This window comes from Rhabdochromatium marinum (assembly GCF_016583795.1).
Taxonomy (GTDB): domain Bacteria; phylum Pseudomonadota; class Gammaproteobacteria; order Chromatiales; family Chromatiaceae; genus Rhabdochromatium; species Rhabdochromatium marinum.
Map to the genome: position 1 here is coordinate 20,161 of NZ_NRRS01000034.1, position 15,681 is coordinate 35,841.

Here is a 15,681-nt window from a genome sequence, read left to right on the forward strand (position 1 = left end):
GCATTGGTATGGGCTGTATTGTCATGGGCCGCTGTGGTGGTTGGATGGCGGTGGTGTCGTTCAAATCTCACTGCTCCGAACGGGTCGCGGATCGCACAAAGCCTCCTCTCCACCTGTCGCGCTTGCGACAAGCTTCCAGTTAAATTTTGTAACCGACTGAATTAAAAATACCTTTCCTGTTGGGTTGGCGTGGCACGCAGCTTGCTTTAAGCCAAAGCAATTCGCGTGTTAAGTGCCGCGCCCCAGTGCGGCGTGGCCCATTCCGACGGGAGGCATCATGGAGTTGAAAGTTGTTGAGCGATCCGCGACTGCGGAAAGCCGGTTGACGTCTGCTCAGTCGGTTGAGGTACAGGACAAGGTTCGCGATCACCCCTGTTTCTCCAAAGACGCGCATCATCATTATGCGCGCATGCATGTGGCGGTGGCGCCGGCCTGTAACATCCAGTGCCACTATTGTAATCGTAAGTATGATTGTGCCAATGAATCCCGCCCTGGGGTGGTGTCGGAGCTGCTGACTCCGGAGTTGGCGGTGAAAAAGGTGCTGGCGGTTGCCGCCGAGATTCCCCAGCTCAGTGTGCTGGGCATCGCCGGACCGGGTGATCCGCTGGCCAATCCCGAGCGTACCTTTGCCACCTTTGCTGAGCTCTCAGAGAAGGCGCCGGATATCCGCCTGTGCGTCTCGACCAATGGGCTCATGCTGCCGGCGCATGTTGATCAGCTCTGCGAGCACAACATCGACCATGTCACCATCACCATCAATTGCATTGACCCTGAGATTGGCGCGCGCATCTATCCGTGGATTTTTTGGCACAACCGCCGTATTCGCGGAAAAAAGGCCGCTGCCATCCTGATTGAACAGCAGCTCAAGGGGCTGGAGATGCTGGCTGAGCGCGGGGTGCTGGTCAAAATTAATTCTGTGCTGATTCCGGGTGTGAATGATCAGCACTTGGCCGAGGTTAGCCGTGTTGTCAAGCAAAAAGGCGCCTTTTTGCACAACATCATGCCGTTGATTGCCGAACCTGAGCATGGCACCTTCTACGGCCTTATGGGCCAGCGCACACCGACGAGCCAGGAGTTGAATGCTGTTCAGCAAGCCTGCGCGAATGACATGGACATTATGAGCCACTGTCGCCAGTGTCGCGCGGATGCAATCGGTATGCTGGGGCAGGATCGCCATGCCGAATTCACCCTGGAGCGCATCGAAAGCCTGGAAATCGATCATGCCGCAGCCATGGAGCGCCGCGCACAGGTGCGGGCGGAGATCGAACGTCAGCGTGCAGCCAAGCGCTCGCGGCCGCAGCCGCCGGTACTGGTCTCGCTGGATGCTCTGACAGGAGCCAAGCCGGTACCCAAGAGCAGACCCAATGACAAGCATGCTGCGGCGCCGGCGGTTTCCTTGACGAAGCCGGGCTTCAAGGTCGCGGTGGCGAGTCACGATGGGCAGCAGGTTGATCAAGCGTTTGCCGAGGCTCAGACCTTCGCCATTTATCAGCTCGATGTGGCCCATGCACCGCGCCTGCTCGAAACCCGAACTGTTCCAGCCGCCGGTGCTGACCTGTCCGCAGCCTTGGCCGGCGTCAAGGATTGTGGGGCGGTGCTGTGCACGCGTATTGGCTTCGATGCCTGGCAGCAACTCGAAGCTGCGGGTATCCGTCCTTTGAGTGTTCAGCCGGGCACCAGCATGCGTGCCGCGCTGGCACAGGCTCAGGCGGAAACAGCAGCGGCAATCACGGCCAATCTCGATGCGCTTGCACCGGCGCTGTCGGCCTGATAAGCGTCACTATAGGTGCCAAACTGCACAAGCATCGTTACTCAGGAGTCCTCCCCATGTCTTATCGCATCACAGCCGCGTGCGTGAACTGTTGGGCCTGCGAGCCGCTGTGTCCCAATGAGGCCGTGCGCGCCGCCAAGCCGCACTTTGTCATTGAGGCAGCGCGCTGCAATGGGTGCGAAGGCGAGTTTGCCGATCCCCAGTGCGCCAGTATCTGCCCGATTGAAGGCGCCATTCTTGATCCGAGTGGCGCGCCCGTGAATCCACCCGGCTCCCTAACCGGTATCCCGCCGAGTGCCTGGTCGCAGGTACAGCAGGCCATTCAGGCGCGCTGAGCTGCACTGACCCGCGCAGGCAAGCCTGAAACAGCGATCCCTCTTTTTTTAACTGACGACAAACGACAGGAGTTAATCCCTCATGGCAAAAGCAAAAATCACCTTCGAGGACATTGAACAGACCGTCAATGTGCCGGCTGGCATTCGCGTGATTGATGTTTCGGAGAAGATCGGTGCCGGCATCATCTACGGCTGTCGCGAAGGTGACTGTGGCACCTGCATGATGCATGTTGTGGAAGGCTGGAACAATTTAACCGAGCCTTCGGTGCTGGAAGAAAAAGTCCTGCGCGAGAACATGGCCAGTCGCCACGACCGTCTTGCCTGTCAGGCGCAGATCATTGGCGATTGCACCGTCAAGCCGGCCTAAGGCCAGGCTGTGCAGCAGCACACTTCTTTTGTAACCCACAACATAATTTGAACCGAACGGAGCACCACAACGATGGCTTTAGTGACATTTTCCAATCCCGACTACAAAGACAAGACCGTTTACGCGGTTGCTGGCAGCCACACCGAAACCCTGTTGAAGCTGGCCAAGGAGAATAAGGTGCCGGTCCAGTTCGACTGTCAGGACGGTGAGTGTGGTCACTGTGTAGTCAAGGTCAGCAGTGTGGATAAAAAAGGCCCAATGGGCTATCACCTGACCGAAAAAGAACAAAATGTGTTAAAAGAGCTTGGTAAGCTGACGCAAGAGCAGATCGATAAGCTGCACCTCGACGATATGCCCAGCGAATGGCGTCTGGCCTGTCAGATGATCGTTCGCGACGAAGATATTCTCGTGGAGTACTGATCCCATGTGGCTGAGCGGCTCGGGATTGGTGACCCGCGAAACGTGGCGGGGATTCCCGGAACAGGGTAGCTCCGGGGTTGGCTGGTTGCCTGACACTTGGAGCCTGTTTCAGCGTTTGATAGGCTGTGCCGCCGGTCGCGAGAATGATCTGCCCCTGGCCTGTATGATTGCGAGTCGCTGCAGTGGTCTGGGGGTGCTGCCGGACTGGCTGGGGCTGGAGTCGGCCGCCTTTGGTTGCCTGATGCGCTGGCATTTTCCCGGTGTTGAACTGGGTGGCGAGGTGGCAACCGGCGCGCGCCTGGCCCCGGATCGAGCCGAAGAAGTCGCTGATCTGGTGCGCATTTTACTGATGGACAAGGCCGGTAATTCGCCCTCGGAAGTCTGGATGGCCCACATTCTGGCTGCTGGCTGCTGTGGTGATGATCATCTGTGGCAGGATCTGGGGCTGTTGCGGCGTACGGATCTGACTGCACTGATGCAGGCGAATTTTCCGGCGCTGGCGGCACGCAACGTTAAGGATATGAAATGGAAGCGTTTTCTTTACAAACAGCTCTGTGTGGCCGAGGGGCTCTACAGTTGTCGCGCACCGTCCTGCAACCAGTGTATCGATTATCATGCTTGTTTCGGCCCTGAATCCTGAAGCTCTGTTTCGTGCCCGTGCTGATTCTGGCGAGCTGATTCGTCGCCGAGCGGTTGGGGCTTATCTTGGGTTTGCGGTTGGCGATGCCCTGGGCGCGACGGTGGAATTTCTCACGCCGCGCGAGATACAGGCACAATATCGGGTGCATCAGGACATGATCGGCGGGGGCTGGCTGCGCTTGCGTCGCGGGCAGGTCACGGATGACACAGAAATGAGCCTGGCCTTGGGGCGCAGCGTTCTGGATGCGGGGGCTGTGGATGCTCAGGCCGCCGCCGCCGCCTTCAGTGACTGGATGCGCACCAAGCCAGTCGATATTGGCAACACGGTGCGTCGTGGTATTGCCCACTTTCGCCAAAGTGGCACCACTGCAATGCCGGAAAACGACTATGACGCCGGCAATGGCGCCTGCATGCGCTGCCTGCCTGTGGCATTGGTGTTGCTCGGTGCCGATGCCGAGCATGTGGATCGGGCCAATCGGGTGCAGGCACACATCACCCATCATAATATCTTGTCGGATGCCGGAACCCTGTGCGTGATCCGCATGGTGCAGGCCGCCATTCTGGGCACCGACAAGGCCGGACTGCGGCTGCTGGCTGACACTCTGGTGGCCGATCATCGCAGCTTTAATTTTGAGCGCAAGCGCGTCGAGAATCCCAGCGCCTATATCGTGGATACGCTCAAGGTTGTCTTTCAGGCGCTGTTTGCAACTGACAGCTTTGAGAGTGCGCTGATTGAAGCGGTCAATCGCGGCGGTGATGCCGACACCACCGGGGCGATTCTTGGCATGATTGCGGGAGCCTTCTATGGTCCGGCGGCCATCCCGGCGCGCTGGAGCCGGCATCTGGAGCGGCGCATCAAGCAGGAAGCCGTCAACCAGGCCCACGCACTTCTGGCGCTTTCACCTTTTGTGCTTAGTGGTCAGGTTAAGTAACGGGTTTCTGCTTGTCGGGCTTCGAGTCGTTCCAGCAGAATTCGCCAGGCAGCGGTTTTTTGTTCCAGCGTTAGACGTGCCATGGCCGGGCTGGTCGAGGGTAGTTGCTGCTGCGGCAGGGCCTGCTGTGCCGCGCTGAGTTGGGGACGAATCCGGCGGTGAAATTCACGCGCTGCCATACCGCCATTGAACAGGATCGCGCCGATGCTGGGCTGCTGATCAAGGAGCGTTGCGATCGGATTTACCTCCACGCTGGCGGGATCAATGGCCGTATCCAGGCTACCTTTGCGGGTGCAGCGGCCAATCACATCCCACAGGGCAACACCACGCTGCTGGAGCGCTTGGCACCGCTCGGAGTAGGGCCAATCCACCGGCCAGCCAAACAGATTCGCCATGATCGGCCAGAACGCATTGCGCGGATGGGCATAGTAGTGCTGCTCGCGCAGTGAGGCGGCGCTCGGCATCGAGCCCAGAATCAGCACCCTGGGTGTCGAGCCCAGTAGTGGGGGAAAGCCGTGCAGGACCGGGGAGCAGCTCTCCAGCGGTTCCATGCCGAGGCTCATGCGGCCGTTGGGGCCAACGGCTGCGTCTCCCGAACCGCTTGCGTGTCATCATCGACCAGGGCGGCGGCTTGGCGCAGCACCTCAACACCCACTCCGGGACGATGCGCCTGTTCGCTCAGCGCACGGCGCCAGCGCTTGGCACCGGGGCAGCCATTGAACAGACCCAGCAGATGGCGACTGAGGCTGTTCAGAGGGATGCCAGCGGCCAGGCAGTCTTCGACATAGGGATAGAAGGCTTCCAACACCTGATGACGGCTCGGCAGCGGATGCGGGTCGTCGAATAGATCCCGATCCGCCCGTGCCAGTCGCCAGGGATTCTGGTAGGCCTCGCGTCCCATCATGACCCCGGAGAGCGACTGGCACCAATGGCGTGCCTGCTCCAGGGTGGTGATGCCGCCGTTCAGCACTAAGGGCAGCTGGGGGAAATCGGCATGCAGCCGCAGCGCCACATCGTAGCGCAAGGGCGGTACGCTGCGGTTTTCGCGCGGACTCAGACCCTGCAGCCAGGCTTTGCGCGCGTGCAGAATCACCAGATCACAGCCGGCGGTGAGCAGGCGGGCGATAAAATCCGCCAGCTCCTCGTAGCTGTCACGATGATCGATACCGATGCGTGTTTTTACGGAAATCGGGATGGAAACCGCGTTCTTCATGGCGGCAACGCCGTCAGCGACCCGCTGTGGCTCGGCCATCAGGCAGGCGCCAAAACGACCGTTCTGAACCCGGTCCGACGGGCAGCCGACATTCAGATTGATTTCATCATAGCCCCAATCCGCCCCCAGACGCGCGCAGTGCGCCAGTTCAGCCGGCTCACTGCCGCCCAGTTGCAAGGCCACGGGATGTTCAGCCGGATTGAAGCGCAACAAACGCTCCATGTCACCATGGATGAGCGCACCTGTGGTCACCATTTCGGAATACAGCCAGGTATGGCGGCTGATTAAACGCGCCAAGAAGCGAAAATGCCGATCCGTCCAGTCCAGCATCGGGGCGACGCTGAGCGGACGCTTCCAGGGGGCGGGTGAAAGGGATGTCATCATCGCTCAGAGCATGACATGAAGCGCGGCAGGGCTCAATAGGAGGCTGCGGTCGTGCTGACCGGCTCGGCGATGCGACCGGGGGCGCTTGTCTGTATCATAGGGACGCATGAGGAAATGGCGCACACTGGTGGCGTTTTTAGGTGGCGTTTTTGTCGGGGTACGCTGATGGAATGGTTGTTTCTGCTCTTACCTGTTGCCGCTGCCTCGGGTTGGTGGATTGGCCGCCGTGGCGAGGGCGCACGTGGTCTCGCCGCAGGGCCGGATCCAGCGTATTTTCGCGGTCTGAACTACCTGCTCAATGAGCAGCCGGACAAGGCGATTGATGTCTTTCTGGAGCTGGCTGAGGTGGATCGGGAAACTGCCGAGACGCATTTGGCACTGGGGGCGCTGTTTCGCCGCCGTGGCGAGGTGGATCGCGCCATTCGCATTCATCAGGATTTAATGGCGCGGCCCAAATTGACCTCTCAGCAACGCGCCTTCGCGCTCTACGAGCTGGGACTGGACTATATGCGCGCCGGGCTGCTGGATCGGGCTGAGAGCCTGTTTAATGAATTGGTGGAGATGCGCTTGCATCTGCAACCGGCGCTGCGGGCACTGATCGACATCTATCAGCAGGAGAAAGACTGGTCGCGTTGTCTCGACATCGCCCGGCAGCTTGAGGCGACCGGGGAGACCCCGTTACGCAATGAGATCGCGCAGTTTCACTGTGAACTCGCCGAGCAATGCCTGCGTGATCAGGACACTGGCGCTGCGCGTCGCCATTTGCAGGATGCGCAGCAGGTGGACTCCGATTGTATCCGCGCCAGTCTGTTGCAGGCGCAGATGGACATGGCGCGTGGGGATGCCAAGGCGGCGCTGGCTCTCTATGCGCGTGTGGTCGAGCGTGGTCCGCGCTTCGTGCCAGCACTGTTGCCTGGGCTCAAAGCTTGCTACCAGCGCTTGGGCTATGAGCGTGTTGCGGATGAATTGGGCAAGCTGTTTCGCGCCCAGCCCAGTCCACCGCTGATGCTGGAACTGTCCGAGGCGCTGGAGCGGGAGCAGGGCGTGGTGGCGGCCAGCGCGTTTCTGATCGATTATCTGCGCGAGCATGCCGATCTGGCTGGAGCCGAACGTCTGCTGGAGCTGCGTTTGCGCCAGCCGGCGGAGGCCGGTCGAGTCGCAGGCGCTGGCGCCGGCCAGGTGACGACGGATGCAGCAGCGGATTTGGCACCGGATTCACCGTTGGATCCGGCGGCGGAAATTGTGCTGGGTGTGGTGCGGCATTTGCTCGCCGCGCAGCCGGCCTATCAGTGCGATCATTGCGGGTTCGAGGCGCGGGCGTTGCATTGGCAGTGTCCGAGCTGCAAGCACTGGGGCAGCATCAAGGCGGTTGAACCCGATCAACTCGTGGCGGATGTGGCGCAGTTACGACAGCGGCGCATCGCTTAAACCGACAATTTAATGTGGAATGAACATTCGCAGGAGCAGACGTTATGGCAACCATCCGTAAAGCGGTCTTTCCGGTCGCGGGTCTGGGCACCCGCTTTCTGCCGGCGACCAAGGCCAGTCCCAAGGAGATGCTGCCGGTCGTGGATAAACCGCTGATTCAATATGCGGTTGAGGAGACTGAGGCGGCCGGAGCCGAGCAGCTGGTTTTCATTACCGGACGCAGCAAGCGCTCCATTGAGGATCACTTCGACAAGGCCTATGAGCTGGAATCCGAGCTGGAGCGCGCCGGCAAAACCAAACTGCTGGAGATTGTGCAGAGCGTGCTGCCCGATCATATCAGCTGTATTTATCTGCGCCAGGCGGTTGCGCTAGGACTGGGCCATGCGGTGCTCTGTGCCAAGCCGGTAGTTGGCAACGAGCCTTTCGCGGTGGTACTGGCCGATGACCTGATTCGCAATACGCAGGGACCGGGAGTGGTTGAACAAATGGCCGAAATCCATACGCGCACCGGGGCCAGCGTGCTCAGCGTAGAGGAAGTGCCGCCGAGTGAGACCAACAAATACGGCATTGTCGAGACCGAGCGCCAGGCGGATGGCACCCTGCGCGTGACTTCCATTGTCGAAAAGCCGGATCCGTCGCAGGCGCCCTCCAACCTGGCAGTGGTGGGACGGTATTTGCTGACACCAGGCATCTTTGCTGAGCTTGAAGCGACCCAGCCCGGTGCCGGGGGTGAAATTCAGCTGACCGACGGTATTGCGAGTCTGCTTGAGAAAGAAACCGTGGTGGCGCATCCCTTTATCGGCAAGCGCTACGATTGCGGCAGCAAGCAGGGTTATCTGGAGGCGACGGTTGAGCTGGCGCTGGAACACCCGGAGCTGGGCGACGAATTTGCCGGCTACCTGAAGCGCCTGATGGCTTGATGCGCTCTTGGCAACTTGAGCGCGGGTTGTTTATCCAAGCAGGGCTTTTTCCAGCGCCTTCAGGTCCATAGCGTTCAGATAGGCTTCCAGCATCTCCCGGGTGGCCCCCTGGCTTCCTTCGAGTTGCAGCAGGATCCGGGTACCCAGCATCAATGATAGCTGGGTGTCGCCGGTGGCGTCTGTCTGCGCGATACCTCGGTAAGCACCAAAGCTGTACGGTTTGGTGGTAGGTTCGGCTTGTAGTAGCAGGGGCGAGGCCATCATCATGTTCATCATGGCCAGCAGTGGTGAATCGGCAGTGATGGTGATGCGAACCTGGGCGCCAGTGGCGTCCTGACGATAGCCGCGTGCGAGACTGGTGCCGGTCAACAGGCTGATAAGGCCGCCCGAAATGCTGTCCGCTGGCTCGGCGCTCCAGCCGCTGAGTGGTTCGGGCAGCAAGGCCAGGCGCTGTTCGGCGAGTTGTTCCTCAATCTGCGCGGCGGCAAATTGCAAGGCTTGAATGGCCACCCGGGGCTCCCCATCGCGGTAGGCGCGCCGCGCAGCGTCGATTTGATCGGTGATGGGATCGGCGGCGCTCAGGCCGCAGGTGGTAAGCAGCGCGAGCAGCATCATCAGGCTGCCTGTGGTGATGAGTCCTTTAGTTTTGAACATCTTCTGGCTCCTCAGTGAGTTTTGATCAGTGAGTGTTGATTGGCGCATTCTGGCAAGGATTGTCCCTGGCCAGTTGGTCTTCAAGGTCGCGGGGACTTGCGCCGCGCTGAGGGCGGTTTGACACCGGGTCGAGCGGTGGGTTGCGTCTGGCTTTGATCGGCAGCACTACGATTTGCACCGGCACCATGCCGGCCAGGAAGCGCAGAATCGGGTGCTCCAGGCGCTGATTGCCCGCATAGCGAAACTGGCCCTGATCGACGCTCCAGGGAATCTTGCGGTCGATGAGCCTCCAGATGACCTCCTCGGGGCTGTCGGCAAAGACCTGCAATTCAAACCCCTGTTGATAAGTCGCGGTGCCGGCCAGGGCCGCGCCGACCAGACGCGGCTGGAAGGGCGCGAAGACTTGCATGGCGGCGAGCGCCTGTTCCAATAGCGCCCGGCACTCGCGCTGGCGTGCCGCACCGCCAAACAGGCGCTGGCGCTCTAAGAGTTGCTGCTGAATTTCTAGATTGTCGGGCCACTGGCGTTTGTCAGTGATCCCCAGCTGCTCAGCGGCTTTGCGTCTTGCGTGTTCAAAATCCTCAATAAGATCGTCAGCCATGAGGCGTGCTGCTTCGTAAGCGAGTTGGCGGTGTCGCGCTACCAGCTCGGTTGCGTGCTTATGTACGCTCGGGCTGGCGGTTTTCTTGATCCGACGGCTGGTCGGATGCGCGCGTCTGCGCATGCGCTTCGCTGGGGTGTTTTTTCTGGACATGACGGCAGCAGCCTGGCGCGACTGATAGCTGGGGACAGGTTTCATCCTGCACCGGGCGGAGCACTTGACGCAAGCCGCTGACTGCTGACTGCCATTGCGCGCTCAGGCAGGTTCCGCCAGCGCCGGTGCCGTATCCGCGCCGCTACGGCTAAACAGCTGTGCAGGGTTTAAAAACATCGTCTATAATCCAGTCATAAAATAAAAAAACCTGGCAGTATGATTGTTTAAGACAGATTCATAATCTAAACTCGAAGTTAATCCTACCAGGATCGCCAACCATCGCCACCGTTGCTCGCTATGTTCAATCTCGGCCGCAAGAAACATCCCCTTCTCGGCATCGACATCAGCTCCACCTCAATCAAGCTGGTTGAGCTGGCGCGCACTGGCAGTTATTCCGCAGGGATGTACCGGGTGGAAAACGCCGCCCAGGAACCTCTGCCCGCCGGCTGCATGGCGGAGAAGAAAGTCACCGATATCGAAGCCGTCGGCACCGTCCTGGAAAAAATGATGGGGCGCGTGCGCACCAAAGCCAAGCACGCCGCCGTTGCCGTTCCGGGGTCTGCTGCGATCACCAAAACGATCGCAATGTCATCGGCGTTGTCTGAAAGTGAAATGGAAGCCCAGATTCAAATTGAGGCTGATCAATACATTCCGTATCCACTTGAAGAAGTCAATCTCGACTTTGATGTGATTGGCCCCTCGGCTGTGTCGACGGAGATGGTCGATGTGCTGCTGGCCGCCTCCCGGCGCGAGAATGTCGATAATCGGGTCGCGGTGCTGGAAATGGCCGGACTGACGGCCGAGATCGTGGATATTGAAACCTACGCGATGGAAAATGCCTGTGCCTTGCAGTTGGCCAGGATCGACGAGGGGCTGGAGGCCAAGACCATCGCGGTGGCCGATGTCGGAGCGACCACCACCACCCTGCATGTACTGCATGGCGGAATCATTGTCTATACCCGCGAGCAGAATTTTGGTGGTAACCAGCTGCTTGATGATTTGCAACGCCGCTACAGCCTCTCGCGCGAAGATGCCCTTAAAGGTCTGAATCAGCCAGAGTCCTCGCCCGACAACAGCGCAGAGGCCTCGTCAAATCTGCTGACCAAGCGTGTGTTGCCGGAGAATGCCCAGACCGAAGTCATTGGCCCCTTCAAAGAGGCCCTGGCCCAGCAGGTCAGCCGTGCCCTGCAATTCTTCTATTCCGCGAGCAGCTTTGGCCGCACCGATCAGCTCATCCTGGCCGGTGGCGCCGCGCGTTTGCCCGAGATCGCCGATTTGGTCGAGCAGCGGCTGGGCTTTCCGGTCCAGGTGGCCAATCCATTCGAAGACATGGTGCTGGCCAAGCATGTTGATCGTGCCGGGCTGGAGCGCGCGGCTCCCGCCATGATGCTTGCCGTCGGACTGGCGCTGCGGGGATTTAACTAACATGGCAAGAATAAACCTGCTGCCATGGCGTGATGCACGTCGCCAGCGCCGTCAGCGCGATTTTGCTGCGGCTGTGATTACGGCCGTTGTGATTACCCTGATGATTGGGGTCGGTGTGCAGATGCAATTCTCGCACATGATCGACAACCAGAAAGCGCGCAATGAGTACCTGAAGAAGGAGATTCGCCAGCTTGAGCGCACCATTAAGGAAATCGAAGGCCTTGAGGCGCGCAAGCAAGATCTGATCGCGCGGATGAAAATCATCCAGACTCTGCAGGAAAGCCGTCCCGAGATTGTGCGCCTGTTCGATGAAGTGGTGCGTGCCGTACCGGAAGGGGTTTTTCTCGTCAATCTCAAACAAAATGGCAATTCGGTCACCATTGAGGGCCGCGCTCAGTCCAATGCGCGAGTGTCAGCGCTGATGCGCAATATCAACAAATCCGACTGGATTGGCGCGCCACAATTGCTGCTGATTGAAAACAAGGACCAGACCGGAACCGGCCTGTCGCATTTTCGCCTGAGCTTTAAGCAACAGCGCAAGAAAAACAATGAGGATGCGTCGCCAGGGGCATGATCCAATGCCTATGATCAAACCCACGGATATCGAGTGATCGCATGGATATCAATCAACTGAACGAACTCGATTTCAATAACCTTGGCGAGGCCCCGTTGCCGGTCAAGATCGTGTTGACCCTGCTGCTGTGCGTGGCCATCGGCTACGGCTGGTATCACTTTAGCACCAGCAAACAGATTGACCAACTCAAAGTCGCCGAGCGCAAAGAAGCTGAGCTGAGAAAAGACTTCGAGGCTAAGCAGAAAAAAGCCGCCAATCTTGAGGCCTACAAATTGCAGTTAGCCGAGATGGATGAATCCTTCGGTGCCTTGCTCAAGCGGCTGCCCAACAAAACAGAAGTGGATAACCTGCTCATTGATGTTTCCCAGACCGGACTGGCCGCCGGGCTGGAGTTTGAGTTATTTCAACCGACGGGCGAAGAGGCGCGCGACTTCTACGCCGAGTATCCCATCAATGTGCGCGTCATCGGGCAGTACCATCAATTCGGTGAATTCGTGAGTGGTTTGGCGGCGTTGCCGCGTATCGTCACCATTCACAACATCGCGATACAGGACAATGGAGGCGGCGGGCGGCGCGGCGCAGCCGCCGAGCCAGGCACGCCTCTGGTGTTGAATGCGGTGGTGAAAACTTATCGCTATCTGGAAGAGAATACCCTGCAATGAGTCTCTCATTCGGTGCCCGTTTGCCTTACGTCACAGCCCTGATTACAGCGCTCGGTTTAGGCGGCTGTGGTGATGATCCAGGGTTGAATGAGTTACAAGCTTTTGTGGCGGAGCAACAGCAGCGGCGCCCACCGCCTTTGGATCCGGTACCACAAATTAAGCAGATTGACAATTTTATCTACGACCCGACTGGGTTGCGTAATCCCTTCATCATGGATGAGCTGAGCATTGAAGCCATTGCTCCGGAAACAAGTGGCAACGGCTTAGCCCCTGATCTGCTAAGGCGCAAGGAAGAACTGGAGCAATACTCGCTTGATTCGTTACGCATGGTGGGAACTTTGAATCAGGACGAAACCATGTGGGCTCTGATCGTCTCGCCGGATGGCGTGTTGCACCGGGTGAGCGTTGGCAATTATATGGGACGCAATTATGGGCGCGTGACCAGTATCAGTGAGCAAGGCATTCAATTGACGGAACTTGTCAATGAAGGTGTCAACGAATGGGTTGAACAGCAAACGTCGATTGCGCTGAAACAGTGATCGACTGGAGATTTTTCGTCATGATCAGACGCCAGTTAAACAAGCCTTCAACCCGCAATCTCCTCCTACTCAGCTGGCTGTTGCTGCCGATTGCAACCATGGCGGCTTCTGTGCTGGAAGACGTAGACTTTTCATCTCTGCCTGGCGGTGTTGTTGAGGTGGATCTGATTTTTTCCGATACTCCGCCCAGCCCAAGCGATTTTGCCACCGATAATCCATCGCGTATTGCCATCGATTTACCTGATGTCAGCATTGGTCTCGACAATCGCGAGGTGCCGATTCAACTCGGTGTTGCCCAGAGCCTGAATGCGATCCAGGCGGGCAATCGCTCCCGTGTCGTGCTGAATCTGGCAGACTCTGTTCCCTATCAGCTTAGAACCGAAGGTCAGCGGATTATTGTCAGCTTAAATCAGCCGCCCGCTGAGATTCTGACCACCGCTGATCTGGCTGAAGAAGATCTACGACCCGGTGCCGCACCGGAAACAGCGCCAGCGGCTCCGGCTAGTTCCCCGCTTCCTTCCCAGGCTCCTGTGGCTCAAACAGCCGAGGAACCCGTTGCTCAGGAAGTCGCCGAACCGTCTGTTGTGCCAGAGCGAGCCACGCCGCCGCAAACTCAGCGGCCGGCAGAGATGCCGCGTCAAATCGGCGCTGTGCGTACCTCAAGATTTGGCCGTGCGGCGGTGGCAAACAGTCGCCAATCACTGAAAAATATCGACTTTCGTCGTGGTGCTGATGGTGCCGGGCGAGTGGTGATTAGCCTGCCTTCGTCCACCACGCCGGTGAATGTTCGCGAGCAGGGCGACGCCGTGATGGTGGATATTGGCAATACGCAGCTGCCGCAGCGGCTGTATCGCCGCCTTGATGTGGTTGATTTTGCCACGCCCGTGACCGCAGTGGAATCCCGAGCCAAAGGCGATGACATTGAAATCAAGATTGATACCACGGAAGACTACGATTACCTGGCTTATCAGAGCGATAACTTGTTTACCGTTGAGTTTCGTGCCCTTACGCCGGCTGAGAAGGAACAGCTGGAGCGCGAGAAAATTGTCTATGACGGTGACCGGTTATCGTTGAATTTTCAGGACATTGAAGTCCGGGCTGTGCTGCAACTGCTGGCTGATTTTACCGGACTGAATCTGGTGGCCAGCGATACCGTGCGCGGCAACATTACCCTGCGCTTGCAGAATGTGCCCTGGGATCAGGCACTGGATATCGTGCTCAAAACCAAGGGGCTGTCGATGCGCCAGACCGGCAACGTCGTTATGGTCGCTCCCACTGAGGAATTGGCCGCGCAGGAGAAGCTGGAGCTGGAATCCATGCAGCAGATTGAGCAACTGGCGCCGTTGCGTTCCGAATTTATTCAGGTGAATTATGCCAAGGCCGCTGACCTTGCTGCTTTGATCAAGTCTGAAGACAACAATCTGCTGTCGGAACGTGGGGCTGTGACTGTTGATGGTCGTACGAATACGCTGCTAGTGCAAGACACCGGAAAAAAATTGGAAGAAATCCGTGCATTGGTCGTACGCCTCGATATTCCGGTGCGGCAGGTGCTGGTTGAGTCTCGGGTTGTGATTGCGGATAACAATTTTGCACGGGATCTTGGAGTGCGCTTTGGCATTTCAGGTTCGATGGGGGAAGCCGGGGGAGAAGAGTTGTTGATTGCCGGTGGTCGGCCGGGTCATTTGACCGGCACGCAAGATATTGATAAGGGACCCTTTATGGGGGTTTACGACAGCAGTTTTTATCAAAATCCACCCACAAATCCACCGTCACCAAACGATGCCAATCCTCAGGTTCCATATAACTCTGGTATTGAATTGGGTGGTGCCGAGGCACTGATGGTCAACCTTCCTGCACCGACGCCGTCTGGCGCCATTAACTTCCTGCTAGGTAAGGTCGGTTCCCATTTATTGCAACTTGAATTATCTGCCATGCAAACGGAAGGACGCGGCGAGATTATTTCCTCACCTCGGGTAGTGACTTCAGATGGTCATAACGCGACTATAAAACTCGGTCAGCAAATTCCATATCAACAGCAGGCAGCAGGATTAGGTGGTGGAACTACGGTTTCGTTTAAGGATGCAGTGTTGGAGCTTGATGTGACGCCGCAAATTACGCCGGATGATCGTATTATCATGGATCTAAAAGTCAATAAAGACAATGTCAACAGATCACTCGAAGTACTGGGGACACCAGGAATAGATACGCGATCAGTTGAAACTTCTGTTCTTGTTAATAATGGTGAAACAGTGGTTCTTGGTGGTGTTTTTGAAGGTAACAAACAATTTAAAGATGAACAAGTTCCGTGGTTAGGCGATCTGCCAGTAATTGGAAATTTATTTAAAACAACACAGCGTAGCGAAGTTAATAGTGAGTTGCTAATTTTTGTCACACCTAAGATACTCAAGGGCGAGTTAGCGGGTCGCTAACCATTAACCGACATTCCGCACCCGCTCACGCCACCAACAGGTTTTCTCTCAACTCATCTATCCTTGCGTTTATCGCAAACATTCAGAGGGAAGCAGGCTAGCCATGCACATCGAAACTGGCTCAAAGGCCAGTCCACAGCATTACAGCAGCCAAGCGCTCGAACACCTGGGATTGGTAGCGGGAATGTACGACGAGCTGGGTCTCGGGGAGCTCATTGATCGGGTTATGGTACAG

18 protein-coding genes are annotated in these 15,681 nt (G+C 57.9%); 14 read left to right on the top strand and 4 right to left on the bottom strand.

The window, feature by feature from the left end; genetic code table 11:
• Positions 1-277 precede the first annotated feature (277 nt).
• The 6 genes from nifB (at position 278) to draG (ending at position 4,464) form a co-directional block, all read left to right on the top strand.
• Positions 278-1,771 carry a nitrogenase cofactor biosynthesis protein NifB gene (gene nifB / locus CKO36_RS11055; protein WP_200284119.1) on the top strand — a complete coding sequence of 498 codons (1,494 nt, stop codon included), beginning with the start codon at positions 278-280 and terminating at the stop codon, positions 1,769-1,771.
• 56 nt (positions 1,772-1,827) lie between these two features.
• Complete coding sequence (locus CKO36_RS11060) at positions 1,828-2,106, top strand: 4Fe-4S dicluster domain-containing protein (protein ID WP_200284120.1); 279 nt, start codon at positions 1,828-1,830, stop codon at positions 2,104-2,106.
• An 82-nt stretch (positions 2,107-2,188) separates the two neighbouring features.
• A complete protein-coding gene (locus CKO36_RS11065) occupies positions 2,189-2,473 on the top strand; it encodes a 2Fe-2S iron-sulfur cluster-binding protein (RefSeq protein WP_200284121.1) in 285 nt (94 codons plus the stop codon).
• 72 nt (positions 2,474-2,545) lie between these two features.
• Positions 2,546-2,893 carry a 2Fe-2S iron-sulfur cluster-binding protein gene (locus CKO36_RS11070; protein WP_200284122.1) on the top strand — a complete coding sequence of 116 codons (348 nt, stop codon included), beginning with the start codon at positions 2,546-2,548 and terminating at the stop codon, positions 2,891-2,893.
• Positions 2,894-2,897: 4 nt separating this feature from the next.
• Entirely contained in the window at positions 2,898-3,533 is a 636-nt protein-coding gene (locus CKO36_RS11075; RefSeq protein ID WP_200284123.1) for a nitrogen fixation protein NifQ, read from the top strand.
• Positions 3,508-4,464 carry an ADP-ribosyl-[dinitrogen reductase] hydrolase gene (draG, locus tag CKO36_RS11080; RefSeq protein WP_200284124.1) on the top strand — a complete coding sequence of 319 codons (957 nt, stop codon included), beginning with the start codon at positions 3,508-3,510 and terminating at the stop codon, positions 4,462-4,464. The genes CKO36_RS11075 and draG overlap by 26 nt, the downstream gene beginning before the upstream one ends.
• Here draG and CKO36_RS11085 read toward each other — a convergent pair.
• Complete coding sequence (locus CKO36_RS11085; protein WP_200284125.1) at positions 4,452-5,015, bottom strand: DNA-deoxyinosine glycosylase; 564 nt, start codon at positions 5,013-5,015, stop codon at positions 4,452-4,454. The two genes, draG and CKO36_RS11085, sit on opposite strands and share 13 nt — an antisense overlap.
• Positions 5,016-5,023: 8 nt before the next feature.
• Entirely contained in the window at positions 5,024-6,061 is a 1,038-nt protein-coding gene (gene dusA, locus CKO36_RS11090; RefSeq protein ID WP_275957843.1) for a tRNA dihydrouridine(20/20a) synthase DusA, read from the bottom strand.
• Positions 6,062-6,226: 165 nt separating this feature from the next.
• Here dusA and lapB point away from each other — a divergent pair, with 165 nt between their 5' ends.
• Entirely contained in the window at positions 6,227-7,489 is a 1,263-nt protein-coding gene (lapB, locus tag CKO36_RS11095; protein ID WP_200284126.1) for a lipopolysaccharide assembly protein LapB, read from the top strand.
• Positions 7,490-7,533: 44 nt separating this feature from the next.
• Entirely contained in the window at positions 7,534-8,409 is an 876-nt protein-coding gene (gene galU / locus CKO36_RS11100) for a UTP--glucose-1-phosphate uridylyltransferase GalU (RefSeq protein ID WP_200284127.1), read from the top strand.
• A 30-nt stretch (positions 8,410-8,439) separates the two neighbouring features.
• Here the strand turns inward: galU and CKO36_RS11105 are convergent, their stop codons facing one another.
• Both CKO36_RS11105 and CKO36_RS11110 read right to left on the bottom strand, forming a co-directional pair.
• A complete protein-coding gene (locus tag CKO36_RS11105; protein WP_200284128.1) occupies positions 8,440-9,063 on the bottom strand; it encodes a hypothetical protein in 624 nt (207 codons plus the stop codon).
• A 25-nt stretch (positions 9,064-9,088) separates the two neighbouring features.
• Positions 9,089-9,664, bottom strand: a complete 576-nt coding sequence (locus CKO36_RS11110; protein ID WP_242469540.1) for a hypothetical protein — start codon at positions 9,662-9,664, stop codon at positions 9,089-9,091.
• A gap of 450 nt (positions 9,665-10,114) precedes the next feature.
• Here CKO36_RS11110 and pilM point away from each other — a divergent pair, with 450 nt between their 5' ends.
• The 6 genes from pilM to CKO36_RS20435 form a co-directional block, all read left to right on the top strand.
• Positions 10,115-11,242: a type IV pilus assembly protein PilM gene (pilM, locus tag CKO36_RS11115; protein WP_200284129.1), complete on the top strand. Its 1,128-nt coding sequence runs from the start codon at positions 10,115-10,117 to the stop codon at positions 11,240-11,242.
• A gap of 1 nt (position 11,243) precedes the next feature.
• Positions 11,244-11,816, top strand: coding sequence for a PilN domain-containing protein (locus CKO36_RS11120; RefSeq protein WP_200284130.1), 573 nt, complete (start codon positions 11,244-11,246; stop codon positions 11,814-11,816).
• Between the two features lie 41 nt (positions 11,817-11,857).
• Positions 11,858-12,478, top strand: a complete 621-nt coding sequence (locus CKO36_RS11125; RefSeq protein ID WP_200284131.1) for a type IV pilus inner membrane component PilO — start codon at positions 11,858-11,860, stop codon at positions 12,476-12,478.
• Positions 12,475-13,017 (top strand): pilus assembly protein PilP, encoded by a 543-nt coding sequence (locus CKO36_RS11130; RefSeq protein ID WP_200284132.1) that lies wholly within the window; start codon positions 12,475-12,477, stop codon positions 13,015-13,017. Before CKO36_RS11125 ends, CKO36_RS11130 begins: the two co-directional genes overlap by 4 nt.
• A 20-nt stretch (positions 13,018-13,037) precedes the next feature.
• On the top strand, positions 13,038-15,446 hold the full coding sequence (locus tag CKO36_RS11135) for a type IV pilus secretin PilQ (RefSeq protein WP_200284133.1): 2,409 nt from the start codon (positions 13,038-13,040) through the stop codon (positions 15,444-15,446).
• 103 nt (positions 15,447-15,549) lie between these two features.
• Positions 15,550-15,681: DUF4277 domain-containing protein (locus CKO36_RS20435; protein ID WP_200284134.1), on the top strand; the 132-nt coding region annotated here is incomplete at its 3' end.